Annotated in this window: 23 protein-coding genes and 1 tRNA gene; 16 read left to right on the top strand and 8 right to left on the bottom strand. The window is 39.8% G+C overall.

Going from position 1 to position 25,207, the window contains the following annotated elements:
* Window positions 1-45: 45 nt before the first annotated feature.
* Complete coding sequence (rpoN, locus tag B4N75_RS03430) at window positions 46-1,533, bottom strand: RNA polymerase factor sigma-54 (protein ID WP_296667885.1); 1,488 nt, start codon at window positions 1,531-1,533, stop codon at window positions 46-48.
* 395 nt (window positions 1,534-1,928) lie between these two features.
* Between rpoN and B4N75_RS03425 the strand changes: the two genes are divergently transcribed.
* The 3 genes from B4N75_RS03425 to B4N75_RS03415 all read left to right on the top strand — a co-directional run bounded on the left by B4N75_RS03425 (window position 1,929) and on the right by B4N75_RS03415 (window position 5,523).
* Window positions 1,929-2,786, top strand: a complete 858-nt coding sequence (locus B4N75_RS03425) for a DNA adenine methylase (RefSeq protein ID WP_296706578.1) — start codon at window positions 1,929-1,931, stop codon at window positions 2,784-2,786.
* 3 nt (window positions 2,787-2,789) lie between these two features.
* Entirely contained in the window at window positions 2,790-4,475 is a 1,686-nt protein-coding gene (locus B4N75_RS03420; RefSeq protein WP_296706576.1) for an AlwI family type II restriction endonuclease, read from the top strand.
* Between the two features lie 355 nt (window positions 4,476-4,830).
* A complete protein-coding gene (locus B4N75_RS03415; protein ID WP_296706575.1) occupies window positions 4,831-5,523 on the top strand; it encodes a DUF6261 family protein in 693 nt (230 codons plus the stop codon).
* Between the two features lie 218 nt (window positions 5,524-5,741).
* On the opposite strand, the gene B4N75_RS09250 is transcribed toward B4N75_RS03415, so the two are convergent.
* Both B4N75_RS09250 and B4N75_RS03410 read right to left on the bottom strand, forming a co-directional pair.
* Complete coding sequence (locus B4N75_RS09250; RefSeq protein WP_414718187.1) at window positions 5,742-5,939, bottom strand: type II toxin-antitoxin system YafQ family toxin; 198 nt, start codon at window positions 5,937-5,939, stop codon at window positions 5,742-5,744.
* Window positions 5,940-6,013: 74 nt separating this feature from the next.
* Entirely contained in the window at window positions 6,014-6,232 is a 219-nt protein-coding gene (locus B4N75_RS03410) for a hypothetical protein (RefSeq protein ID WP_296668191.1), read from the bottom strand.
* A 701-nt stretch (window positions 6,233-6,933) separates the two neighbouring features.
* Here B4N75_RS03410 and B4N75_RS03405 point away from each other — a divergent pair.
* A complete protein-coding gene (locus B4N75_RS03405; protein WP_296693173.1) occupies window positions 6,934-8,250 on the top strand; it encodes a DUF1015 domain-containing protein in 1,317 nt (438 codons plus the stop codon).
* Between the two features lie 86 nt (window positions 8,251-8,336).
* Here B4N75_RS03405 and B4N75_RS03400 read toward each other — a convergent pair whose 3' ends face one another.
* The gene (locus B4N75_RS03400) at window positions 8,337-10,319 is read right to left on the bottom strand and encodes a RecQ family ATP-dependent DNA helicase (protein WP_296668194.1); all 1,983 of its coding nucleotides are present in this window, start codon (window positions 10,317-10,319) and stop codon (window positions 8,337-8,339) included.
* Between the two features lie 85 nt (window positions 10,320-10,404).
* On the opposite strand from B4N75_RS03400, the gene B4N75_RS03395 reads away from it, so the two are divergent.
* Window positions 10,405-10,487, top strand: a tRNA-Leu gene (locus B4N75_RS03395).
* A 119-nt stretch (window positions 10,488-10,606) separates the two neighbouring features.
* Here B4N75_RS03395 and B4N75_RS03390 read toward each other — a convergent pair.
* Window positions 10,607-12,169, bottom strand: coding sequence for a YifB family Mg chelatase-like AAA ATPase (locus tag B4N75_RS03390; protein WP_296668196.1), 1,563 nt, complete (start codon window positions 12,167-12,169; stop codon window positions 10,607-10,609).
* A gap of 229 nt (window positions 12,170-12,398) precedes the next feature.
* Window positions 12,399-13,277, bottom strand: coding sequence for a PHP domain-containing protein (locus tag B4N75_RS03385; RefSeq protein ID WP_296668198.1), 879 nt, complete (start codon window positions 13,275-13,277; stop codon window positions 12,399-12,401).
* A 177-nt stretch (window positions 13,278-13,454) separates the two neighbouring features.
* On the opposite strand from B4N75_RS03385, the gene B4N75_RS03380 reads away from it, so the two are divergent.
* A complete protein-coding gene (locus B4N75_RS03380) occupies window positions 13,455-14,696 on the top strand; it encodes a Crp/Fnr family transcriptional regulator (RefSeq protein WP_296024956.1) in 1,242 nt (413 codons plus the stop codon).
* 2 nt (window positions 14,697-14,698) lie between these two features.
* Here the strand turns inward: B4N75_RS03380 and B4N75_RS03375 are convergent, their stop codons facing one another.
* On the bottom strand, window positions 14,699-15,466 hold the full coding sequence (locus tag B4N75_RS03375) for an exodeoxyribonuclease III (protein WP_296668200.1): 768 nt from the start codon (window positions 15,464-15,466) through the stop codon (window positions 14,699-14,701).
* A gap of 385 nt (window positions 15,467-15,851) precedes the next feature.
* Here B4N75_RS03375 and B4N75_RS03370 point away from each other — a divergent pair, with 385 nt between their 5' ends.
* The 7 genes from B4N75_RS03370 to B4N75_RS03340 all read left to right on the top strand — a co-directional run bounded on the left by B4N75_RS03370 (window position 15,852) and on the right by B4N75_RS03340 (window position 21,528).
* Window positions 15,852-16,136: an HPF/RaiA family ribosome-associated protein gene (locus B4N75_RS03370; protein WP_296024961.1), complete on the top strand. Its 285-nt coding sequence runs from the start codon at window positions 15,852-15,854 to the stop codon at window positions 16,134-16,136.
* Window positions 16,137-16,359: 223 nt separating this feature from the next.
* Window positions 16,360-17,346, top strand: a complete 987-nt coding sequence (hprK, locus tag B4N75_RS03365) for an HPr(Ser) kinase/phosphatase (protein WP_296024988.1) — start codon at window positions 16,360-16,362, stop codon at window positions 17,344-17,346.
* Between the two features lie 154 nt (window positions 17,347-17,500).
* Window positions 17,501-17,767, top strand: a complete 267-nt coding sequence (locus tag B4N75_RS03360) for an HPr family phosphocarrier protein (protein WP_078931373.1) — start codon at window positions 17,501-17,503, stop codon at window positions 17,765-17,767.
* A 181-nt stretch (window positions 17,768-17,948) separates the two neighbouring features.
* The gene (gene lexA / locus B4N75_RS03355; RefSeq protein WP_296666936.1) at window positions 17,949-18,569 is read left to right on the top strand and encodes a transcriptional repressor LexA; all 621 of its coding nucleotides are present in this window, start codon (window positions 17,949-17,951) and stop codon (window positions 18,567-18,569) included.
* Window positions 18,570-18,587: 18 nt separating this feature from the next.
* The gene (holA, locus tag B4N75_RS03350) at window positions 18,588-19,604 is read left to right on the top strand and encodes a DNA polymerase III subunit delta (protein ID WP_296666934.1); all 1,017 of its coding nucleotides are present in this window, start codon (window positions 18,588-18,590) and stop codon (window positions 19,602-19,604) included.
* A gap of 140 nt (window positions 19,605-19,744) precedes the next feature.
* The gene (locus B4N75_RS03345) at window positions 19,745-20,824 is read left to right on the top strand and encodes a hypothetical protein (protein ID WP_296666932.1); all 1,080 of its coding nucleotides are present in this window, start codon (window positions 19,745-19,747) and stop codon (window positions 20,822-20,824) included.
* Complete coding sequence (locus tag B4N75_RS03340) at window positions 20,824-21,528, top strand: LysM peptidoglycan-binding domain-containing protein (protein ID WP_296666930.1); 705 nt, start codon at window positions 20,824-20,826, stop codon at window positions 21,526-21,528. The genes B4N75_RS03345 and B4N75_RS03340 overlap by 1 nt, the downstream gene beginning before the upstream one ends.
* Window positions 21,529-21,582: 54 nt before the next feature.
* On the opposite strand, the gene B4N75_RS03335 is transcribed toward B4N75_RS03340, so the two are convergent.
* Window positions 21,583-22,149 carry an NUDIX hydrolase gene (locus B4N75_RS03335; protein WP_296024977.1) on the bottom strand — a complete coding sequence of 189 codons (567 nt, stop codon included), beginning with the start codon at window positions 22,147-22,149 and terminating at the stop codon, window positions 21,583-21,585.
* Window positions 22,150-22,339: 190 nt separating this feature from the next.
* Here B4N75_RS03335 and B4N75_RS03330 point away from each other — a divergent pair, with 190 nt between their 5' ends.
* The 3 genes from B4N75_RS03330 (at window position 22,340) to B4N75_RS03320 (ending at window position 24,787) form a co-directional block, all read left to right on the top strand.
* A complete protein-coding gene (locus tag B4N75_RS03330) occupies window positions 22,340-23,164 on the top strand; it encodes an AAA family ATPase (protein WP_296666928.1) in 825 nt (274 codons plus the stop codon).
* Window positions 23,161-23,958 carry a hypothetical protein gene (locus B4N75_RS03325; protein ID WP_296706574.1) on the top strand — a complete coding sequence of 266 codons (798 nt, stop codon included), beginning with the start codon at window positions 23,161-23,163 and terminating at the stop codon, window positions 23,956-23,958. The genes B4N75_RS03330 and B4N75_RS03325 overlap by 4 nt, the downstream gene beginning before the upstream one ends.
* Before the next feature lie 190 nt (window positions 23,959-24,148).
* Window positions 24,149-24,787: a CDP-alcohol phosphatidyltransferase family protein gene (locus B4N75_RS03320; RefSeq protein ID WP_296706573.1), complete on the top strand. Its 639-nt coding sequence runs from the start codon at window positions 24,149-24,151 to the stop codon at window positions 24,785-24,787.
* Window positions 24,788-25,207: the final 420 nt, after the last annotated feature.

Raw genomic sequence — 25,207 nt, 5'->3', positions numbered from 1 at the left:
TGCGCGGAAGCGCACACGAAAATAACCGGGTTTTGCGCACACAATTTACTGTCTTGAATACGAAGAATCTATGTTCAGCTGGGAGCGGTATTTTGCAACAGTCCGCCGTGCAATTTTTACTCCGCGCTCAAGCAAAATATCTGCAATTTTCTGATCGCTCAAAGGTTTTTTATCATCTTTGTGCTCTTCAAGAATTTTTTTCAATTCCGCCATAACGCCCTGCTTTGAAGCTGGAATGTCTTCTTCCGGCAGGTTTTGACCGACAGCATTTGTAAAGAAAAATGAAAGCTTAAAAAGTCCCTGGCTGCATCGCAGATATTTTTCATTTGCCATGCGGCTTACCGTCGCTTCGTGAACATTGATAATCACCGCAACGTCTTTTTGCCGCAGCGGCTTTAAATAACGAGGCCCTTTTTCAAAAAAATCTTTTTGAAGGCGCACAATCTGCTGGCAGGCAAGCAAAAGCGTTTTTTTTCTAAATGCAAGACTTTCCATAAAATCATTTGCAGAGCGGACACTTTCCATTATAAACCTATGTTCGGAACGTTTTTTTTCAGATCCTTCGGTAGATTTTGTAACCCGGCTTCTGTCCAGCGAAAGTTCGTAAAAATCTTTGGAAAGTTCAACAACCGGCAAAATTTCATCATTTGCGCGGACAGTATATTCACCAGTTTCCTTGTTTTTTTCGACATAAACATCGGGCGCAATGCAGATATTGTCAGAAGGCGAAAATTCTGAGGCCGGAAAAGGATTGAGCTGTCTGATATAAGCAACAGCCTGTTCAATTTGAGTTTCGGTAAAGTCCGTCAAGCCAAATTTTTGAGCGTCATCTGGATTTTCGCGGGCAAAATTGCGGATTTTTTTTAGGATTTTTGGAATTTGCGGAGGATTTAAAAAATCAAAATGTCCGTCCAAAATAAAAAGCGCCGCTTTTGGAGAATTTTCATTTGCTTTTGCCTGAATAAAAAGGCTTTCCTCAAAATCTTTGCAGCAAGTTCCGACAGGATCAAGCTGCTGAATTTCAGAAATTGTTTTTTCGAGAAGCTCTGGAGTTTGAGCCGAATCTTTTTTGTCTAAAAGCGAATAAGGGTCAAAAATAAAAAATCCGCGGTTGTCCAAATTGTGAATCAGGGCAAGTCCGATTTTTTCCTGCGCAGGTGAATGAAAAACCGACAAAAACTGCTGCTCAAGATGTTCAGAAAGAGTTTCCCGATTGTCTGGAGAAGATTCGAGCGCAGACTGAAAATTGTCGCTTGCAATTTTTCCAGCCTGAGTTACAGAACCGATCTTAAGGTTGTCAGAAGAAATTCCATAAACTTTCGCATCTTTTACGCCGTCAAACGCAGCATCTTTTGTAATTACAAGAGCAGGATTTCTGGCAACTGTCGTATAAATTTCCTGGCGCAAATCGAGGGAAGACATTGCAAGAAGTTTTAAGGACATGAGCTGTTTTTGGCTCAATTTTTGCGCCTGAACCTGCCGCTGCTGCTGAGAAACGCGCTGCTGTAAAGAAAACGAAGGAATTTCTGACATATATAAATTATACAACTTTTTTTAACATCGCGTTAGAGGGCAATTTATAAGATTTATATACGATTCTTGTCCCAAAAACCGCACGTTATTTTGGACAATTTTTTTCATGGGCGTTCGCCGCAAAACTTCGTTTTGCTTCACGAGTTTGCAGAGCAAACTCGCGCCGCCGGGCTTTTCGGGGTTACGCTATTCGCTCCATTCCTACGCTACGCTTCGGAACGGCTACGCCGCCCCTACAATCCCTAACGCATTAGTGTTAGGACGTGCGCGCAAGCGCACACGTCAAATACCCGAGTTTTGCGTCAGCAAAATCTCGCAGCAAACCGCAGGTTTGCAAATCCCTAACGCAAAACACTATGGAAGTTTTGTCAAAAAATGTGTATAGTGTTTTTATAATGAAACCGCTTATAAAATATCGTGGCGGAAAATCTAAAGAGATTCCGAATATTCAAAAGCACATTCCTCAGTTTTCAGGCAAATACATAGAGCCGTTTTTTGGGGGAGGCGCACTTTATTTTTATCTTGAGCCGAAAAATGCAATTATAAACGATATAAATGAAAAACTGATTTCTTTTTACAAAGGAGTTCAGTCAGACTATTCAAATTTAAGAATTGAACTTGATAATGTAGAAAAAATATACGAAGAAAACCGCTCAGCTTTTGAAGTGTTAAAATCAAAAACTCCTGATGAACGTGTTGAAGATAAAAATGAAGATTTTTATTATTCAATCCGAGATATGTTCAATGACTTATCTGAAAAAAAATATTCTGATGCACTTTTATATTATTTTATAAACAAAACCGCGTATTCTGGAATGATTCGTTACAATTCAAAAGGCGAATTCAATGTTCCTTATGGACGTTACAAGCATTTAAATACTTCCCTTGTAACAAAAGAACATTCAGAACTTTTGAAAAATGCAGAAATTTTTAATTCAGATTATAAGAATATATTTGATATGGCAAAATCTGATGATTTTATTTTTCTTGATCCACCTTATGACTGCGTTTTTTCTGATTATGGAAATGAGCAGTATAAAGACGGTTTTAATGATGATGCCCATAGAAAACTTGCTCAGGACTTTAAAAATTTGCCATGCAAAGCTCTTCTTGTAATAGGAAGAACTCATTTAACAGAAGAGTTGTATGGAAATTTAATTATCGATGAATATGAAAAAAGTTATGCGGTAAACATTAGAAATAGATTTAAGGCTGCTGCAACACATATTTTAGTTGCAAATTACAAGGAGTAGAGCTTGGCAAAGTCAATTGACAGCAAAGTTGTGTTTATGACAACTTCGCCACGAACACCAGAAAAAATGATTCCGGAAATTAATTTGCTTGCAAAAAATTTCTCTGGAAAAAAATGGAATGTTCAGACGCAAGTTCACTTCATGCAGTTATTGCGAAATGAAAACTTTTTTCATGGTTCAGGCGAAAATTCTCCTGATTTTAGCGCACGCGATAGGATAAACAGAGCTCCAAAATCTCTAGGCTTTATAACACTTGCGCCTGCAATAAACCTAACTCCTGCTGGAAAACAGCTTGTCTCTGCAAAACGCACAGAAGAGATATTCCTGCGCCAGCTTTTGAAATTTCAAATTCCGTCTCCTTACCATAAGCCGTCAGAAAAAGCGGCAAAGTTTTTTGTAAAGCCATATCTTGAAATATTAAGGCTTATACACAAGCTTGGAACACTGAAATTCGATGAGCTTGTGATTTTCGGCCTGCAGATTACGGACTACAGAAAATTTGATGAAATTGTTAAAAAAATAGAAGATTTCAGAAAACAGCGCACAACAACTACGAAAAAATATAAAGAATTTAAACAATCGTATTTTTATAACGAACTGCAGGAAATATATAAAGAAGAAATCGAGGCTGAAGAATTTTCAACAAGGGAAAGCACGACAAAAACTGCAAAAGAATTTTTCAATAAAAAGATGAGCAATATGCGTGATTATGCGGACGCCTGTGTCAGATATTTGCGTTCGACAGGGTTAGTTTCAATCTCTCAGCTTGGAAAGTCGCTTTCAATTATGCCGGAAAAAAAGGCTGACGTTGAATTTATATTGAAAAATGTAAGCAGAGAACCTGTTTTTATTGATGATGAAGAAAAATATATTGAATATCTTGGCAATCCGGAACTTCCAAAACTTTTAACAGATGATAAAACAGCGTTAATTGAAAAACTTAAAACAGAACTTCCTTATGAAAAAATCAATGAAAATCTTTCGATTCTTGAGTTAAAAGAAAAGCTTGATGACGCGCTTCTTGCAAAGAAAAACGAAATAATCAGAAATCAGGTTTCCGAAATAAAAGACTACAAGCAGTATGACGACATACAGCAGATATTTGATTTGATTCCAAAGCGAAACAGCGAGCTTTCAGATGTTCCTCTGATGTTTGAATGGAACACTTGGCGCGCAATGACAATGCTTGACGGCGGAAACATAAAGGCAAACCTGAAATTTGATGATTTTGGAAACCCTATGTCAACGGCTCAAGGAAACATGGCGGATATTGTCTGCAATTATGATGATTTTGACTTGATTGTTGAAGTTACAACGGCAACCGGTCAAAAACAGTATGAAATGGAAGGAGAACCTGTTTCTCGCCATTTAGGCAAATTGAAGAAAGAAAGCGGCAGGGAAACTTACGGACTTTTTATTGCTCCGACGATAAATGAGGCTTGCGTTGCCCAGTTTTATATGCTGTACCACACAAATATTTCTTATTACGGCGGAAAATCGGCTATTGTTCCTCTTCCGCTGAATATTTTCAGAAAAATGATTGAAGATTCATTTAAGGCTGACTATACGCCAGATTCCAACCAAGTGAAAGCCTTTTTTGAGCATTCAAAAGAAATTGCAAAATCAAGTTCTAACGAACAGGACTGGTATAGAAAAATAACCGAAAAGGCATTGGATTGGCTTGGTTAGCCGGAATTTTTTCCGCTTCGGCATTGTGCCGATTGCCGGCTTTTGAGAATTTCTTGCTTCGGCATCGCGCCGATTGCTGACTTTTACAAATTTCTTTGTTCGGCGTCGCGCCGAATGCCGTCTTTTACAATTTTCTTGCTTCGGCATTGTGCCGATTACAGTTTTTTCAAATTTCCAGTTTCGGCGTTGCGCCGATTGCGGAGTTCAGTTTTTTAAATCGGCAAAAATCCGCTAAAAAACTTATCTGATAAAATCAGACAATATAGAAAACCGTGCTATAATTTTTATCAGGTTTCGCGGCTGCTGCATTGGCAGCGCGATTTATCAGTTCAAAAAGTTTTCTAAGGGGGAATTTATGAACAAACTTACAGCTAGAGCCAGAATCACCGAGGTGGACGGGCTTTCGGATTCAATCATCCGCATTTTCGGCGCAGATACAAAGGCTCAGGAAGACACCTTCCTAAAAGGCCAGATAGCGGAGCTTACAACTTTAAGCGACGCGATTACGGCTGCAATCTTGCAGGACAAGGCTGTGTCGAATCTTGACGAGGCGGACTCAAGGCGCGACGAGGCAATCAAGAATCTGGGCGCGCTTCTTTCGGGCTACGCGGTTTTTCCGGTGGAGGAGAAGAAAGCTGCGGCTCTTGACTTGAAGGCGGTTTACGACAAGTATGCGAAGTCGGGCATTTTGAGCGCGAGCTACGTTTCTGAAAGCTCGATGATTGAAAGCATGCTCAAAGACTTTGCGGCGGCGGAAGCTATGGCGGGCATTGAAAAACTTGACGGTGTTGCGGAGCTGGTCTCGGCAATCCGGACGGCGCAGGACGATTTTACGGCGGCGAACGACGCATTTGTAAAGGCAGAGGGCAGCAAGGGCGCGAGCGCGTCAAGCTACAAGAAGCCGATTCTTTCTGTGATAAACGACAAGATTGTTCCGTACCTTAACACGATGGCGGTTGTGGGAAACACGGCGGTAGCGGACTTTGCGAAAGGCGTTGAGGCTGAAATCAGCCGCGTGAACGAAACAGTCGCAAAACGCGGAAAGTGATTTTAATTCGCAATGCGTAAGGTCATTCCCTTGCTTGACAAGGGAATCTATTGCACGGGATTGTCGGATCAAGTCCGACAATGACAGAGGCTTTCAAGTATGGCAATGACAGGCTAGTTTTATGTCATCTTCGGGCTTGACCCGGAGAGCTGTTGCATAAGACGGCTTCGCATTGTATTTTTTTATGCAGCTTCTGCTTTTCGGCGGGGGCTGTTTTTTTATTTCCCGAACAGTTTGCTGTGTGTTCCTATTCGGAAAGCGGATAGCTGGAGAATGTCTTTTTCGATTTTATAAATCAGGACTAAGTCGGGCTTTATGTGGCAGTCTCTGTAAGATTTTAGTTTTCCTGTCAGCTGATGGTCGCAGTATTTCGGCTCAAGAATTTCGCCGTCTGCAAGCCTGTTGATAATTTCAATTGTTTTTGACTTTTCGTCCGCAGCAATCTATTTTGCGTCTTTCTTAAATGCCGACGTAAAATAGATTTTGTATTTCATAAATCTGCGAACGCTTCCTGAGCGGTGGCGTAGGTTTTCAGCGTGCCGTTTTTGACTGAGGCGTTGTATTCTTTTTCGCCTGCTTTGATTGATTCCACAAGTTCTGCCGGATATTCATCTTCTTTTACGTAGGAATAAACTTTTTTGCTCATCTTGTTTATCGCGTCTATCATTTCCACAAGTTTGTTGTCCGCGTTTTTTATCACCAAAGTCATATTTCGCCTCTTTTTGAATATAGCATAGAAAAGCGGAATTTTCCATAAAGAAAGATGTGGCTTCTGCTTTGCGGCAGGGGCTGCTTTTTTTAACGATTGTCATTCCCTTGCTTGACAAGGGAATCTATTGCACGGGATTGTCGGATCAAGTCCGACAATGACAGAGGCTTTCAAGTACGGCAATGACAGAGGCTTTCAAGTACGGCAATGACAGGCTAGTTTTATGTCATCTTCGGGCTTGACCCGGAGAGCTGTTGCATAAGACTGCTTCGCATCGTGTTTTTTTATGCAGCTTCTGCTTTGCGGCAGGGGCTGTTTTTTTACGATTGTCATACCCTTGCTTGACAAGGGAATCTATTGCACGGGATTGTCGGATCAAGTCCGACAATGACAAAGGGTTTCAAGTACGGCAATGACAAAGGGCGGGCGCGCACGTCCTAACGCTAATGCGTTAGGGATTGTAGTGGCGGCGGAGCCGTTGCGGAACGGAGCAGGGCGGAGCGAAGCAATGAAGCCGAAAGGCGGAACCACGAAAAGCCCGGCCTGGCATATTCTTTTAGGAAAAAAACTTTTTTCCAAAAAAAATTAAAACGGCAAAGGCAAAACAAAAGTAAAAAAAGCCAGGAAACGCCCAAATACAAAAAAATTGACAAGGATGTCAGAGAATTCCCAACACGGTAAAAATTCGCTAGAATAAAGCAATGAAAACTTTTGAAAAATTTGGAACTGCTATTCCGCAGATTCTTTTGCCAAAAAACATTGATTTGAAAACCTGGTCGGTTATTGCCTGCGACCAATACACTCAAGACCGCGAATATTGGGAAAACGCAAAAAAAATTGCCGGCGAAAAACCGTCATCGCTCAACTTGATTTTTCCGGAAGTTTATCTGGACAAGTCGGACGAAGATTCAAAAAATGAACGCATTCACAAAATTCAGTCTGCAATGGATGAATACATCGAAAAAGGCGTTTTTGATTCTCCGCAGGAAGAATGTGTCTATATTGAAAGAAAAACCGCCTACGGCCGCACGCGAAAAGGCCTGGTTATGTGCGTCGATTTGGACAGTTACGAATGGAAACCTGGCTCAAAAGCCTTGATTCGCGCGACAGAAGCAACTGTTCCTGAGAGAATTCCGCCAAGAATGAAAATCAGAAACGGCGCAAAACTTGAGCTTCCGCATATCATGCTTCTTGCAAACGACCCGAAAGATGAGCTTGTCGGAGGAGCCGGAAAACTTGCAAAAAAGCAGATGCCGGTTTATGACGGCGATTTGATGCAAAATTCTGGCCATATTACAGGCTGGGCTGTAAAAGGAAGCGACGCTGAAAAACTGCTCGAAAGCGCGCTCTCTGATTTGGCAAAAGCCGGAACAGATGCTGACGGAAACACCTTCCTTTTTGCAGTCGGCGACGGAAACCACTCTCTTGCGACAGCAAAAGCTGTCTGGGAAGAAAACAAATCCCGTCTTCCTTCTGATTCTCCTGTGCGCTATGCCCTTGTCGAAATCGTAAACATTTATGACGAAGGGCTGACTTTTGAACCGATTCACCGTGTTTTGTTTGGAATTGACAGCGAAAAGCTCATTTTGACTGTTGCTCAAAAACTTGGCGGAAAAGTCTGCGAACTGGAAAATGAATCTGAGCTTGAAAAAGAAGTTGCTTCCAGGAGCGCAGACGGCGCGCGATACGGATTTATCTTTACAAAAAATGGAAAAACTTCGTTCAAAATGCTCGAAACTCCGGTCAAAGATCTGGCGATCGCCGCTCTTCAGCCTGTGATCGACGGCTTTATGACCGAAAATAAGGCTCAAAAAACGCAGATTGATTACATTCACGGAAGCGACGAGACTGTCGGACTCGGAAAAACAGAAGGCAATACAGGAATTTTGCTGCCTCCGATTGCAAAAGACTGCTTTTTTGCGACAATCAACGGCAGAGGTCCGCTTCCTCGAAAATCATTCAGCATGGGCGAAGCTAGCGAAAAAAGATTTTATGTTGAAGCGAGAAGACTTTTTTAGTTTTTAATTCCAGTTCTACACAAAACCGATAAAGCCACGGCGGAAAGACATTTTTCTGAGCGTGGCTTTTTTGTTTTTAATGCATTTTAAAAATTTTGAATCCGCTCCAAAATTTCCTTCCCAAATTTTGCCGCCTTGTTTTCTCCGATTCCATAGCAGTCTAAAAGTTCGTCCATCGACTTTGGCTTTTTTGCCGCAAGCTCGTGCAAAGTCCTGTCGCCAAAAATTACATACGGAGGAACATTCATCTCTTCAGCCTTGTTTTTCCGCCACTTTTTTAAGCTGGAAATCATAAAAAGCGTATTTTGGTCGGGCGCTTTTTTTTGAAAATTCCCATCATTCCCCTCAAAAGAAGAAGTTTCCGTTTTTTTGCGAAGAACAAAATCAGCCCGAAGAGAAGTTTTTTTTGATTTTCCATTTTTTCCAGAAGGCTTTGGAAAAAGAAGTCCGCCGGATGAACCTGCGCCCGCCCGGTTTTTCGGAACAAAAGTTCCCGTAGCCTTGAGAGATTTTTCAGACGGCAAGGCATTTTCAAAAGGAAGAAGAATTTTATCCCGGTTTTTTAGCACGCCAAGCCCTTCTTTTGTGAGCATTAAAATGCCGTAATCTCCGGTTTTTACAAGATAATTTTTTTCGATTAAAAGAGAAGCCAGTTCCATCCACTGAGCTTTGTCAAGTTCCCGGCCAATTCCCCATGTCGAAATCATATTGTGCGAATTGTCGAGAATTTTTTTACTTCTAGAACCCAAAAGAACATCAGCAATATACGCCGCTCCAAAATGCGAATTTGTGCGGATTATACAGCTCATAAATTTTTGGCAGGGAATTGTCATATCAGAAAGAACAGCTGGGCCTTTTGAGCAGATGTCGCAGCAGCGGGCATTTTTTTCTTTTTCGTTGTCATAAAATTCGCCAAAATACGCCAAAAGTTTTTTTCGCCGGCATTCACGTGCCGAAGCATAATCTGTCATTGACTGCAAGAGATTTTCTGATTTTTGAGGGTCGGAGGCATCCGTAAAAAAATGCCTTATTTTAAAAATATCAGCCCCGGAATAAAGCAAAAGCGCTTCGCTCGGAAGCCCATCCCGTCCAGCGCGTCCAATTTCCTGATAATACTGTTCAAGCGACTTTGGCAAGTCATAGTGAATTACAAAACGCACGTTCGGCTTATCGATTCCCATTCCAAAAGCCAAAGTTGCCACCATAATCTGCACCTGATCGCGGATAAACTGATTCTGATGATTTTTTCGCTCCTCGTCAGAAAGCCCGGCATGATAATTTAGAGCCGAGTATCCGAGTTTTAAAAGAATCTGCGTAAGAGAATCAACCTGCTTGCGGCTAAAACAGTAGATTATTCCGCTTTCGTCCCAATGCCTGCGAATACAGTCTACCACCTGGCTTACAGGATCGTTTTTTCTGGCAACCGACAAAAAAATATTCGCCCTGTCAAAGCTCGAAATTTCAACTTCAGGTTCTTTTAACGCAAGGTTTTGAATAATATCTGCCCGCACCTGAGCCGTAGCGGTCGCAGTAAGCGCAAGGCAAACCGCATTTGGAAACTGTTTTCTTACAGCAGAAATTTCAAGGAATTCCGGTCTAAAGTCGTGTCCCCACTCAGAAACGCAATGAGCCTCGTCAATCGTAATGCAGCTGACTTTTACGTGGCTGTCGTGAAGCAAATCCTGAATTTTCGGAGAACTCAAGCCTTCCGGCGAGACATAAAGAATTTTTGTTTCACCACGACGAATTGAATTCATCGATTCAAGATATTTATCCCAGTCAAGAGTGCTGTTCAAAAAAACTGCATTTATTCCAGAAGCCAATAAACTGTCCACTTGATCCTGCATAAGAGAAATAAGAGGCGACACAACGACAGTAATTCCGTCAAAAATCAAGGCGGGAATCTGGTAACAGAGGGATTTTCCTCCGCCAGTCGGCATAATTGCAAGAGTATCTTTTTTATTAAGCACATTGGAAATGATTTTCCGCTGCAGAAGCCTGAACGAATCGTAGCCGAAAATTTCTTTTAAAACTTTTTCCGGTTCGCAGCCAATATAATCTTTATTCATTGTTATTCCGAGCCTATTATACAAAAAAATTGCATTATAGTGTTGCAGAAAAATATTTTTTTCTGCTATAATAGCACTTGCGTTTGCCGAAGTGGTGGAATGGTAGACACGAAAGACTCAAAATCTTTTGCAGGCGACTGTGTAAGGGTTCAAGTCCCTTCTTCGGTATAAAAGAATCTGTTTTTTAACAGGTTCTTTTTTTTTACTTTGTGCGAGTTTTTTGAACGCTTTTCCGCAAGCTCGCATCTATTTTCTTGAAGAATGGCTTTTTCGTCCGCAAAAGTAAGCTATTCTCCCGGCAAAACAAATTCTAAAGGTCCGCTGTTTCCTCTCAATTCGACAGCTTCTCTTAAATCAGAAAATTCAATCCGCAAATGATTTTCCATATCAGCAATTGTCCTTGCAATTTTTAAGCATGCGCTCACTCCTCTTTGCGACAAGCTGTTTTTTTTCCGCTGATTTTCTAAAAATCGTTCCTGTTCTTCGTTCAAGCCGCAAAATTCGGAAATTTGCTGCGGACTAAGCCTCGAATTTTTTATACCACGCTCCCGCTGTTTTTTTACCGCCACTGCGATTTTTTTACGCAAAGCCCCAGTTGAAAAATTTTCATTTTCTTCACCGTCATTTTTACTTTCTTTTTCAACTGCCGAAACGCAAACCCTTAAATCAACCCTGTCTAAAAGAGGCCCGCTAAATTTTCTCCAGTACATTTCCACAGAACGTGCGCTGCAAAGACAGATTTTTCCTTCAACTCCGTAATTTCCGCATGGACAGGGATTTGCCGCCATCAAAAGCTGAAAATTCGCAGGATAGACAGTGCTGCGTCCTGCCCGGCTCAAAGTAATTGTCCCGGTTTCGAGAGGAACACGAAGCATCTGCAAAACACTTGTCCTAAACTCCGCAGCCTCATCTAAAAAAAGAACTCCATTGTGCGCCAAAGAAATTTCTCCCGGACGGCAATTAACTCCGCCGCCGCAAATTCCTTCTATGCTTGCAGTCTGGTGCGGCATTCTAAAATCGCCTTTACGCATTATTGAGACGGACGGCGGCAAAAGCCCTGCCAAACTGTGAATTCTCGTTACGCTTTGAGATTCCTCCATCGGCAAAAGAGGCAAAAGCCCCGGAAATTTCTGCAATGCAAGCGTTTTTCCGCAGCCTGGAGGCCCAAAAGCAAGCAAATTATGCCCGCCGGCCGCAGCAACCTGCAAAGCGCGAATCAGTTTTCTTTGTCCGAAAATTTCCGCCATCTCAAAACCTTCATCAACCGGAGGAAAAAGCACATTTTCAATCCAAACAGAACCTTTTGGCGCTCCCTGGTCTTCAGAAAATTCTCTTCCTTCACAAAAAACTTCCGGTTTATAAAGCGCATCAAACGCTTCTGCTAGATTTTCCGCCGCAAAAACTTTTATTCCTGCAACTTCCTTTGCTTCGCCAGCATTTTGCGAACTTACAATGCAATAATCAATTCCTGCCAGCTTTGCGGTTCCGGCAGCAGCATGAACTCCACGGACAGGCCGCAAAAGCCCCGAAAGCTCAAGTTCGCCCATAACAAGCACGCTTCTTTCAGAAAAACTGCCTTTTTGAGCATCAAGAACTGCCAGCGCAAGCGCCAAATCAAAACCGGCCCCTTCTTTTTTCAAATCTGCCGGAGACAAACTGATTAAAACCCGCTCCAAAGGGAACTCAAAACCAGAATTTCTGATCGCCGAACGCATCCTTTCCCGGCTTTCCTTGACAGCGCCGTCCGCAAGCCCAACAACGTCCACAGCAGGAATTCCGCGCCTTAAATCAACTTCAACGGCAACAAGCGAGCCTTCATATCCAAACGGCGAAAAAGAAAAAATTTTCATAAAACCGACCCCTTAATAATTCTCAAAAAGTTTCTATAATAATAAGTGGCCGTAAAAGTAAAAATTTTACAAAAAATTCACAAAAAAAATCAAAAATTTATTTTGTGGGCGGCAATTTTTCCGTCAAACCGGCTGCTCTGGGTTCGCTCACGCTCATTGCCTCCGGCAACTTTCGCCCGGCGCATCCGGCGCAGAATTTTCCGTTCATAAAAAATCTATTCTCTAAAATTCATTTTGCCCATTCAGTATTTTTAAAGTTAAAATCTTCGCCAAGAGCTGGCTTTAATTCTTCAAGCCAAAATCTGTCATCAATTTTTTTATTATCAAACATCCTGCCCAAATGTCTGTCCGCCCTTACACCTTTTCCATGAAAATCGCTTCCAGCAGTAACAAACATCCCAAGTTTTCTGGCAATTTCTTCAAGATGGTAACAATGGCTTTTTCTTGCTCCTGGATGCCAGGCTTCGAGCCCCATAACTCCTGCCGCATGGATTCTTTCAAGCTCTTCTTCAAGCCTTGCGATTCCTAAAAAAAGCGAGCATGGATGGGCAATTACAGGAATTCCGCCCGATGTTTTTATAGCTTCCACCGCAGTTTCGAGATTTTCGCCAGTATGGTTTACATACCATTTTTTTCCGTGTCCAAAAAAACGGTCAAATGCCTCCTGACGGTTGCGGACAATTCCTTTTTTTACCAAAAAATCCGCAAAATGAGGACGTCCAATCTGGCTTGCAGTAAAATTTGACTGAATCTCTTCAAGAGTAAAATCGTAACCGTCTTCGTTCATTTTTCTGACAATTTCAGAATTCCGGTTAAAGCGTTCTTCCGTCAGATAGTCAATGGTATTTTTTAGTTCTTCGCTTTTACGGCGCAATCCCAAACCCAAAAGATGAAATTCGCCTTCTGGCCAGGCAACTGTAATTTCAATTCCAGGAATAAAATTCACTCCGGTCTCCAAACAGACCTTTGCAGCATCGTTCAAGCCGTCAACAGTGTCATGGTCGGTCAAAGCCCAGACCGTAAGTTTTTTTTCAAAAGCATATCTGGCAGAATCGGCAGGAGAAAGGATTCCGTCAGATGCAGAAGAGTGGCTATGTAAATCAATCATTTTTTTAATATAGCACAAATTAAATTTTTTTAGAATTAAACCTTCTCAAATGATTTTTTTTGAAAATATGATTTAGTCAGTTAATTTTTTCATCAAAATATGCTAAATCTTAAAGAACTTATTATAAATTTGGATTATAATTGAATTATAAAACCTGTATTCAATGGGAGAAAATTTATGCCAAAAGTGATGCAATACAATAAAGGTTCAATCATTTATTTTGCAGGAGACCGTGACGACAGGGTTTTTATTTTGCAAAAAGGCTGCGTAATAATTTCCACAACAGACATAGAGACAAATCTTCCTGTTACAGAACAGATAAAAAACGGCGAATTTTTTGGAGTAAAATCGGCGTTGGGGCATTTCCCGCGTGAAGAAACAGCTACGGTTTTAATCGATTCTGTTTGTCTTTCGCTGACAGTTCAGGAATTTGAGACAATATTTTCTTCAAACAAGACTTTGATTTTAAAAATGCTGAGAGTTTTTTCAAACCAGTTAAGAAAAGTTCATTCTCAGATTGAAGAAATTCTAAACAAAGGACAAGACATAAACCGCCAGAGCGGACTTTTGGGTGTAGCCCAGGCTTTTTTTCATGACGAAAAATGGCGCAGCTGTGCAGATGTTTGTTTAAGATATTTAAAATACTATCCAAATTCAGCAGACGAAAATGCAGTCAAAAAAATGTTCATAACAGCGGATGCAAGGGCAAAACAATCCCAAAGCCTTGCTTTTGACGACGGAACAGAAAATATTTCTTTGAACGACAAATCCTTAAAAGTTTTTGAACTTCCGGCATTTGCACGTTTTGCAAAAAAATATTCTCCTGGACAAGTTATCATAAGCGAATTTGAACCTGGAGAAAGCTTTTATCTGATTCAAAAAGGCACAGTCCAGCTTGTAAAATGTGTAAACGGTCAAAATAAAAATCTGGATATTCTAAAACCTGGCGAATTTTTTGGAGAAATGGCGATTTTGGACAATTCTCCGCGCTCAGCAACATGTCTTGCAGTTGGAAACGTCCAGTGTCTGGAATTTAACAAGTCAAATTTTGAACTTTTAATCACCGGAAATCCGCAAATTGCACTTAATATTTTAAAACTTTTCTGCAAACGCATTTATGACCAGAAAAGGCGTTTTAAGATTCTGGTAATTCAAGATACTCAGGCGCGTATTGCAGATGTTTTTTGCATGCTCGACGAAATGAATCCACCGGCAAACCCAAACGAAAAACAGCGCAGATTTAATGTTACAATCCAAGAGGTGGCTCATTGGGCGGCGCTTCCTGTTGCAAAGACAACTGACGAAATAAACCGTTTTGCATCTTCAAGAAAAATCGAAGTTTTTGAAAATAATATTATTGTAAACAATATTGCCGACATGAAGCGAATCGTAGACACTAGAGCAACAAGCCGGCAGTAATTTTAAATTTCGCAGTCGCAGACCAGTTCGACAGGACAATGGTCGGATCCAAAAATTTCGGTATGAATTGCAGCTCTTTTCATCTGAGCTTTTAAAGAATTGCTCACTAAAAAGTAGTCGATGCGCCAGCCTGCATTTTTTTCGCGTGCATGAAAACGGTACGACCACCAGCTGTAAATATTTGCTGCCTCAGGATAAAAAAATCTGAACGAATCAGTAAAGCCTGACTCAAGAAGCTGAGTCATTTTTGAGCGTTCTTCATCGGTAAAACCGGCATTGTGCCGATTTGAAGCAGGATTTTTTATATCGATTTCTTTGTGGGCAACATTCAGGTCGCCGCAGACAATTACGCCTTTTTTTTGAGAAAGAGTTAAAAGATAATTTTTAAAATCATCTTCCCAGCGCATGCGATAATCAAGGCGTTTTAATTCGGTTTGAGAATTTGGAGTGTAAACTGTTACAAGAAAAAAATTTTTGTATTCAAGAGTTATTACGCGGCCTTCGGTGTCGTGTTCAGGAATTCCAATTCCGTAAAGAACCGAAACCGGCTCGTATTTTGTAAAAACTGCCGTTCCGGAATAGCCTTTTTTTTGAGCATAGTTCCAATATTGAAAATATCCAGGCAAATCCATTTGAATTTGCCCTTCCTGAAGCTTAGTTTCCTGCAGACAAAAAAAATCTGCATTCAAAGAATTAAACTCTTCGTAAAAATTTTTGCTAGTAACAGCGCGAAGTCCGTTAACGTTCCAAGAAATAAATTTTAAATCCATAAAAAAATTATATAATAATTTTTGCAGACGCAAAAGCGCACGGACGGGCTTGCAGCCCGGATGCCTGCATGCTTGCACATGCTGCGGCTTTTGCTTGCGCAAAACCCGGTTATTTTCGTGTGCGCTTTCGCGCACGGCCGGGCTTGCAGCCCGGATTGGAACCCCGGAGTTGCCGGAACGGCAATGAGCGGCTAGCGAAGGGGGGAAAGCCGGTTTTTGCGGCAACTGGACGGTTTAGCCGAAAAACTTTTCTTTTGAGAAAATTGCGCTCCAAAAAAATCCTTAAAATTAAATTTGTCTTATTTAAAAAGCCATATTATACTTATTTCTAGAGGGCAGATTTAGAAAAATAAATCCGCTGATTTTACATCTGGAGGAAACTACTATGACTAAAAATGTATCAGCTTCATTTGACCTGGAACAGAAACAGACGGAAATGATTGACAAAAAACTTGAAAGAATTAAATATGCGGATGACCTTATAATTGATTTGACGGTCCGCGTAAAGCACGAAAAGGAATATTCTTTCGATGCAACTGCCAATTTCCGTTGGGGAAGTCAGGCTCATGTCAGTGCTAAGGATTTTGATTTTGGTGCTGCGCTCAACAAAATGATGGACGTGCTTGATACAAAAATCAAAAAGGAAAAAGATAAAATTCAGGAAAAATAATGTTTAATTCAGTTTACGCACAAAAGATGTGTGTTTAAGTTGAATATTGAAAATTTTGTAAAATTTCAAACGCCGTCTGACGGTTGATAAAACTTTTGGACGGTGTTTTTTTGTCTTTTTTTCGTTAGTTTTAGTCTTAAAATTTTTTTATATTCAAAAAAATATTTGCAAAAAAGATTTTTTTGTCTTGAATACTATCCTTATTGTTTGTATAGTAATGAATATGGATAAACCGTTTACAGTTCTCGATTTGCTTGATATGGATTTAAAAGGTCACAATGCCCTTGATTTGCGGTGTCTTGCTGGTCGAAAGGGGCTTAACCGTACAATTTCGGTGCCTGACATAAACCGTCCTGGGCTTGAGCTTTCTGGTTTTTATGATTCTTTTGACTGTGATCGGGTTCAGCTTTTTGGGCATGGAGAAACGGCATATCTTTTAAAACTCAAAAAAGAAAAAAAATCTTCTTCAATAGAAAAATTATTTTCTTATAACATTCCTTGCGTTGTTTTTACGCATAGCCTTGAGCCAGATGAAGTTTTTCTGGAAATTGCAGAAAAAAATGGCTGCGCAGTTTTGCAGACGAGTCTTGAATCTTCTGAATTTTCGATGCGGCTTTTGCGCGTTTTTTCAAATGTTTTTGCTCCAAAAAAGACATTGCATGGAGTTCTTGTAGAAGTTTACGGTATCGGAATCCTTCTCATGGGACATTCCGGCGTTGGAAAATCTGAATGTGCGCTTGAGCTTGTTGAGCGCGGGCATAGGCTTGTTGCGGATGATATTGTTCAAATTCGTTGTGTGAACGGAAACTCTGTTTTGGGGCAGGGCGCAAATACTTTTATAAGCCACCATATGGAAATTCGCGGTTTAGGAATTATAAACGTAAGCCAGCTCTATGGAGTTGGTTCAATCCGCGAGCAAAAAGAAGTTCAGCTTATCATCAAACTGGAAGAATGGGATCAAAATAAAATTTATGACAGAATTGGTACTGATCAGACGAGCACTGATTTGCTCGGAGTAAAAGTTCCTACAATCGAAATTCCTGTTCGCCCTGGAAGAAACCTTCCAATTATTATTGAAGCTGCTGCGATGAATGAACGCTTAAAAGCGATGGGTTATAATTCTGCAAGGGATTTTAATCAGAATATTCTAAAATGGATTGAATCTGGAGAGGCACAGACCGCTTATTATGGTTCTGACGACTCTTACTAAAATTTATAAAGAGAAGTTGCCTGAATAGTTTTTATTAGCGATTGTTAAGCTGTTGAAATAGCCATGCTGCTTATATTATAAGGTGTAAGTTTTTTTCAATAACTCAATTATTGCAAATTTTACTTATTTGACAGCTTCTTCAAAGAGGTCTTTTATGACAGAAAAAATTTTGACAGTACGCAACCGTGCTGGAATTCACGCTCGTCCTGCTGCCTTGATTGCGCAGACAGCAAACAAATTTGCCTGCGAAGTTACAATGATTAAAGATGATGCTGAAGTAAACGCAAAATCAATAATGGGTGTGATTACAATGGCTGCGGCCTATAACACGAATATTACTCTCAGAACGGACGGTGCTGACGAAGTTCAATGTGCCGATGCTATTGCTCAGCTTTTTGATAAAAAATTTGAAGAAGAATAAAGAGATTTTCGAGTTTTTCGAAAAATTTCTGCTTTTTTAGCGAATCAAGGAGGAGATGCAAGGTAAAAAATGCCTAAATCCTGGCTGTTTTTATCTTTTATTAGTTTTTTGTTTGTTGAAAAGCAGAAAAAAGGTCGAAATCGAAAATTATATTTTTTATTGGCTTTTTATGGGAGGAAAAATGAAAGAACTTACAGAGCGCCAGCGTGAAGTTTTGAATTTTATTTCGGTTTTTTCAAAGGAAAATTCTTATCCGCCGACTGTTCGTGAAATAAGCGAGCATTTTGAAATTTCAATTCGGGCAGTGCAGGATCATATTGCTGCTTTGCAAAAAAAGAATTGTATTTCGATTAAACCGAAAAGTTCCAGATCTATCCGCGTTATCCGTAATGACAGCAGCGATGAAAGTATTCCACATCCTGCTTATATTGGGAAAGTTCCTTTGCTCGGTACTGTTGCCGCAGGAAAACCTCTTTTGAGTGAAGAAAATTTGGACGGTTATATAAACCTGACAGAGCCTTTTATTCGTCCTGGAAAAAGCTATTTTGCGCTTCGCGTTCGTGGTACAAGTATGATAAATGCCGGAATTCTCGAAGGAGATCTTGCAATTATTGAACAGTGCGAAACTGCTGTTGACGGACAGATTGTTGTTGCCGTAATTGATGATGCAATCACCTTAAAACGCTATTATCGCGAGTCAGACAGGATAAAGCTTCAGCCAGAAAACCCTGATTTTAAGCCGATTTATGCAAAAGATCTGCGCGTTGTTGGAATTCTCTCGAATATTGTTCGTACATACTAAAACTGAATAAATTCTGCAATGTCGGCACCGATTTATCTTTATACCGGACCTGAAGCTGGTGAAAAAAATGATCAGATTCTCGCATTAAAGGAAGAACTGCGCAAAAAAATAGGCAGCAGTGACGATTTTGTTTATTACGGAACGGATTTAAATATGAGTGATGTTGTTGCGCAGTTGATGACAGAATCCCTTTTTATTCCTGCGACATTTATTACAATCCGCAATGCCGAACTTGTAAAAGACAAAAAAGACATTGATATGCTGGCACAGTGGGTTCAGACTGTCGAAAAAACAAAAAAAGAAACGACAGTGCTGGTTCTTGTGTCTGACGAACTAAAAGTAGATTCTAAGCTTGAAAAACTTGTTCCTGCTGCAAATAAAAAAATTTTTTGGGAGATGTTTGAAAATCGCAAGGAGCAATGGCTGTATTCTTTTTTTAAGAAAAACGGTTATGTCCTTGAGCCAGACGCTGCGGCTTCTATTTTGGAAATGGTAGAAAATAATACTGAGGCCCTCAGAAACGAATGCAGCCGCTTTTTTATGTGTTTTGAACAGGGGCATTTTGTTACAGCCGCCGATGTTGAACAGATTTTGGCGCATAATCGTGAAGAATCGGCTTTTACACTTTTTGGGGCAATGGTTGAGCAGGATTTGCCTCAAAAAAGGTTTGAAAACTGCCTGGAAATTCTTCAGAAAATTAGGCTGTCAAAAAAAGACAGCGATGCCGTTGTAATAATTGCGGGGCTTTTATATTGCTTTAGAAAACTTGCGCTTTGGCAGTCGTTGCATGCGGCAGGTTCTCCAAATGAAGCTGAGTTAAAGAAAAATGGCTTTGCTTCAAAAACTGCACGGTCTCAATATTCTTCGGCAGGCAGAATTTGGACTGGCGGGCAGGTTGCCGCGATTGTTGCTCTGCTTTCAAAAACAGATATTGATATTCGTTCATCTGGAACAGCTTTTCAAGATACTCTACTATCTCTAATGATTTACGAAATTGTAATAAAAAACGGCGCTTATTGTTCTGAATACGAGTAAATGAATGTTGCTCTATGCCGATAACTTAATTATAATTATTGTGGATTTTGGATTATAATTTTTTACTATGAAAAAAAATTAAAAAAACAGAAAGATGATGAAATTCATTTGTTTTTTTTAATTTTTATTTGGAGGAAAAATTGAAAAAGTTAATTTCAGCGCTTGCATGTATTCTGACTGTTCTTTTTGTAATTTCCTGCGGTTCAACTCCAGAAGCTGAGCCGGAGCCGACTGTAAAAGATGCGGCAGAGGAAATTAAAAAGGATGTAGAGGAAACTGTTGACTTCTCAGCAGCAAACAAATCTCTTCTTGCCTTGACGGAAGCTGCACGACAGAGCTCAATCGAATTTGGATCAGAAAAGTATTTTCCTGATGGATTTTCTGTTGCAGAAACAAAATATACTTCTATAAAAAACAATGTCGAAACAGATTCTTCAAAAGATTATTCTGCGGAAATAAAAGACCTTACTGCTCGTTATAATTCTCTTGCTTCTGCAAGTCAGGCTGCTGCCTTAAAAGAAAAGGCAGACGCGCTTTCTCTAGCAAATGAAAATCAAAAAGCCTACGATGATGGAAAAAAGGCTCTTGAAGAATATTCTGCGTTTGGAGCAGACAAAGACGGAGCAACTCTTCTTGCAAAGGCAAATGAAGCGCTTGCCGCTTACAACGATGTTGTAAATAAAGGGCTTAAGGCAAATGCGGCCCGCGAAAGACAGTCTGCGCTCGAAGCAAAAAGAAATGCTGACAAAGTAAGAGCCGGTGTTGCAAAAAAAGAAGAATACAAAAAAGCTTCTGAAATTTTTAAGAAAGCAGATTCTTCTTATGTGACAGCGAATATCGAAGGCGCATTTAACGGATATAAAACTGCTAAAGAGACATATTCTGCTTTGTACGAAGAAATAAAAGAAAAACGTGCTGCTGCGCAGGCTTTAATCGATGCTGCAAAACAGAAGGTTGCTGATTCTGAAAATTATGCGAAAGAAGCAGATTCAATTGCTCCGCTCGAAGGCGTAGTTGCGGGAATTGAAGCAGAAGATGCAGTTCTTCTTGAAGAAGATAATTTTGCTAATCCAGAAGATGCGGTAATCAATGTTGAAGATGGTACAACTGCAAAAACGGCAGAAAAAGTTGCGGAAACTGCAATTGCGGTAGAAAATGTAGCCTCAAATGCTGTTGAATCAGTAATCCAAAATTCACAGAATACATCGGAGGCTAAATAATGAAAAAAAGTATTACAGTTTTATTGGCGGTAATTTCGGCCTCTGTGCTTTTTGCCGTAAGTTATAAAAATAACACTTACCAAAAGCTTGCAAACGAATATACAAAAAAGGCCCAGAATGCTTTGGATGCAGGAGATTATGTTCTTGCTGAAGAGTATGCGAAAAAAGCAGAAGAAAATGCCGCTCTTTCTCAAGCATATATTCAGAAAATGCTTGCAAAATCGGAAGCTGATTCTGTAATGAAAAATGCGTCAAAACGTCTTGATTATGCAAAATCAATCAATGCAGATAAAAATTTCTCAATGGCATATACAGCCGCTCAAAAATCTTATGCAAGTGCAGATGATGCTTACAAAACAGAAGATTACACGACAGCTGCAGCCTATGCAAAACAAGTGTTAGAAACTCTTGCCGATATAAAAGAGATTACACCGCTTCCGCAGTATTATATTGTTCGTCCGTGGGAAGAAACAAAAGACTGTTACTGGAATATTTCTGGCCGGTCTTATGTTTATAACAATCCTTTGCTTTGGGAAAATCTGTATCAGGCAAACAAATCTAATATGCCAAAACCAAGCGATCCAAACTTGATTATGCCTGGAATGAAAATGGAAATTCCTAGTTTGACAGGCGAATATCGAGAAGGTGTTTATTCTCCTTCAAAAAAGTACGACGGCTATTCTGCCGTAAATGCTGAAAAATAAAAAATGCGTAAAAAGGCAGAAAATTTTTTATTTTCTGCCTTTTTTGTTTTAAATCTAAAAACTTCCAGAATCTTCCGCCTGCCGGAAAAGCATTAGCGCGCTGCACATAAGAGCGTGAGGCATTTGCGGAGTTCCCATTTTTTCGTAAACTTCGCTTTTTGGCATTTCAAGGTAATTTAAATATTCGTCAGAATCTAAATTTTGAGAGCCGGTTTCTTTTAAGTCAAAGGCCGCAAACACGTGAAAGTGGTTTGTCATAAAAGCCGGGTTTGGATTTATTTTTCCAAGATAGAGCATTTTTTCTGCAGCACAGCCGGTTTCTTCTTTTAATTCGCGGATTGCTCCTTGAAGCGGAGATTCTCCGTCGTCAACTACGCCGCCCGGAAATTCAATGCTAAGCGCTTTTTCTCCGTGCCGCCACTGCTTGACCATTATAAAATTTTCGTTTTTGACAGGAATTACTGCAACCCAATCTCTTGAGTCAATCGAAATGTAGCTGTGTTTCTGACCGTCGCTTGCAGTTGCCGGTGTCTGGCAGACGGTTGCTATCGGAGTTTTTAAAAGGATTTCTTTTTCGCCTTCTGTCCATACGAGCTGTGAGTCGCTGAAAGAATTTGCCATAGTTTTTTCCTTGTTTTGATAAAATTTGTAATTTTTTTGCAATTTTTTAAAGTTTTGACTTAAAACCGAGTTTATTTTATTATATTTAAAGTGATAAAAGTTTAAAGGGAAAAAAATCGTTCAAAATTAAATTTTACAGCATTTAAAATTGTTGAATTTTTAGCCCTTGCAGTTTTCCAATGGAGGATTTATGGCAATAATTACTTTTTCTAGACAGGCGGCAGCACTTGGAGATGAACTTAGTCAACTTGTTGCTAAAAAAATGAATTACACATTTGTTGGTCGTGAAGATTTGGAAAAGAAAATAGTTGCGCTTGGATTTCCAAAGGAAAAACTTCATAAATACGATGAAAAGACGCCAGGATTTTTTGCTTCTCTTGCAAAAGACCGCGATGAATATCTTGATTATTTGCAGACGGCTGTTTTGGAAGTTGCTGATGAAAACAACTGTGTAATTGTTGGCCGCGGTTCTTCTGTAATTCTTAATTCTGTTCAAAACCATTTTTGTTTTAGAGTTTTGGCTTCAAAAAACGACCGCATCCAGCGTTTGAACGAACTTCTGCAACTTGACGAAAAGCGGGCAGAAAAAAAACTTGCGGTAGCAGATAAACAGAAGTCTGGTTTTTATAAAAGCTTTTTTAATTGTCAGGTTGACGACCCGACACTTTATCATGCAGTGATTAACACTTCGGCAGTGGACTTGGATGCTGCCGCAGAAATGATTGTTGCCCTTGTCAAAACTTCAATTACCCAGAAAAAAGAAGAACTTGGACGTTTGCGTCTTGACGAAATGCTTGTTTGTCAGCGAATTGTAAATATGCTGATTCTTGAATATTGCCTGAATATAAACTTCTTGCATGCAACTGCACGCGACGGAAAAGTAATATTGCATGGAGTTGCAGATTCTACAGCGATTGTTGAGCGCGCTCTTACAATTACTCAGGCTGAACTTCCGGAATACAAGGTTGAATCTGCGATAAACGTTGTTCAGGATTTTAAGGCTTATCCACAATGAGTTTTTACGCCTGTCTTTCATTTGCAATAGTAAGTTTATGTCTTGGCGGAGTTGCTGGCTGCCTTTTTTGCGTAGCTTTTGCCAAAATTTTTCATAAAAAGTTTTTAAAAGCGAGAATTTCCGTAGTTTTTTTGCTTTTAAGCGTTGTTGTTGCGTTTGGAGCCGGCGGCTTTGTATTTATTAAAAACCCATCTTTTGAGCTTTCAGCATTTTTGACGGAAAAACTTTTCTTTTTCGCTCTTTTTGCCGCCGGCTTTTTGGGAGCTGTTTTTTGGAAAACTGTTTTTCCTGTTTTGATTGCATTTTATATTGCGCTTTCGGCTTTTACAGGAATTGCCCTTTATTCTGAATTTGGAATTTTGCCGGACAACATGAGCGTTACTTTGAATAAAACTTTTATTGAAGCTGGGAAATCGACTTTTTTTGTAGATTCTCCGGAAAATAAAAGTCTTGCGGTTGAAGTTTATGTTTTGCCAAAAAAACTTTTGCTTCCTCTGCCACGGGTTTGGTATCGCGTAATCGGGACTGTTGATTTTTCTTATATTGATGATGGAAAAAATATCCGGCTTTCATCTGAGTTTTCTGGCGATGTTTTGTTAGACGAAAATTCAAAAAATAACCAGAAAAATTCTTTTTTTGCAAGGCACTTAAGAAATTACATGGGATGGGTTTTAAAAACTCGCAAAAACCTGCTTGTTCCGCTTCCGCAGAATGAGCTTTTGCCTTCTGTTTATACGCTTAAGTTTAAGAGAAAAACAGAAATCCTTTCGTGCAGGCTTGAAAAAAATCTGTAGCGGAATTTTTGCTTTAAAGTTAAATTTTTGCGTAAGGCTATGGAACCCTTGCAAGGCAATCCGCCAAAGGCGGACGAGCGGACAGCGAGGGGGTGGAACAGCCGGCGGCAGCTTGTTGCCGATACGCCCGTATTTTTACAGCCTTTTTTATTACTTGACTTTTTAACGGCTTGTCAGAATACTTAGAAATATGAAAGTTTCTAATAAATTTACTGTTGCCCGGTTGATTTTTGCACCGATTTTTTTCCTGATTTATAATATTCCGATTTGGACTGGCAATAAAAATCTTGCGTTTATTTCTGCCTGTGTCATGATTCCTTCTCTTATTGTTATGGAACTGACGGATTATTGGGACGGACATTATGCGCGAAAACACAACGAGGTAAGTGATTTAGGAAAACTTTTTGATCCGTTTGCCGATGTGATGCTCAATTTGACGGTTTTTATTTCGGCACTTAATTCGTTTGACCCAAAAATGGGCTCTTATATGCCGGTTGTAATTTTTGTTCTTATTATGTACCGCGAGTTCTGCCAGAATTTTTTGAGAATGCTTGCGATTCGTCAGGGCGTTGCAATCGCTGCCCGAAAAGGCGGAAAGGTTAAGACCGTTTTTTATATAATTTCTGGATTTTTTATGCTTGCGGCCGAGAGTTTTATTCGTTTTGGGCTGGTTGAATTTTGCGATGCAAAATTTGGCATTGATTTTACGGTCTTTTATCCTTGTGCAAAAATTGCAATCCAGGCTTTTTATGTTGTTTGCCTTGTTTTGAGTTACACTTCGTTTGTTGATTACTTAAAAAAATTTGGTTCGGTTTTTAAGGATATGTAATTTTTTTTGAATTTTGAGCACCTGTTTTTTTGCAGGTGCTTTTTTCGTTTTAAATGGTTTTTCTTTATTTTTGAAGCTTTTGGAGCGCATTTTTTTGAAAAGATACAATTTTCTCGTACTAAGGAAAGTTTTTATTTTTAACTTGCTTTCCACCCTTCGCTAACGCTCATTGAATCTGCGGTTTCACTCTGTTTTACCGCAGATTCAACTTCGGGGTTTCAATCAAGGCTATGATTTAGTTTTTCAGCCGGCGGCAACTGACTTGAAAAAATTAAGGAAAAAAAAGATAAAATATAACAAAATCTTTATGATAAATTTTGAAAAAATAAAAAGTCCGATATTGACGAATTTTTATCTGTATGTTAATATATTTTTCGTTGCGAGATAGCGACTTAATAGGTTCTTTGAAAAGAAAAATCA

It is taken from the genome of Treponema sp. UBA7570 (assembly GCA_002477955.1).
Taxonomy (GTDB): domain Bacteria; phylum Spirochaetota; class Spirochaetia; order Treponematales; family Treponemataceae; genus Treponema_D.
The sequence above is the reverse complement of the archived record's forward strand: the minus strand, read 5'-3'. Positions and strand labels throughout refer to the sequence as shown.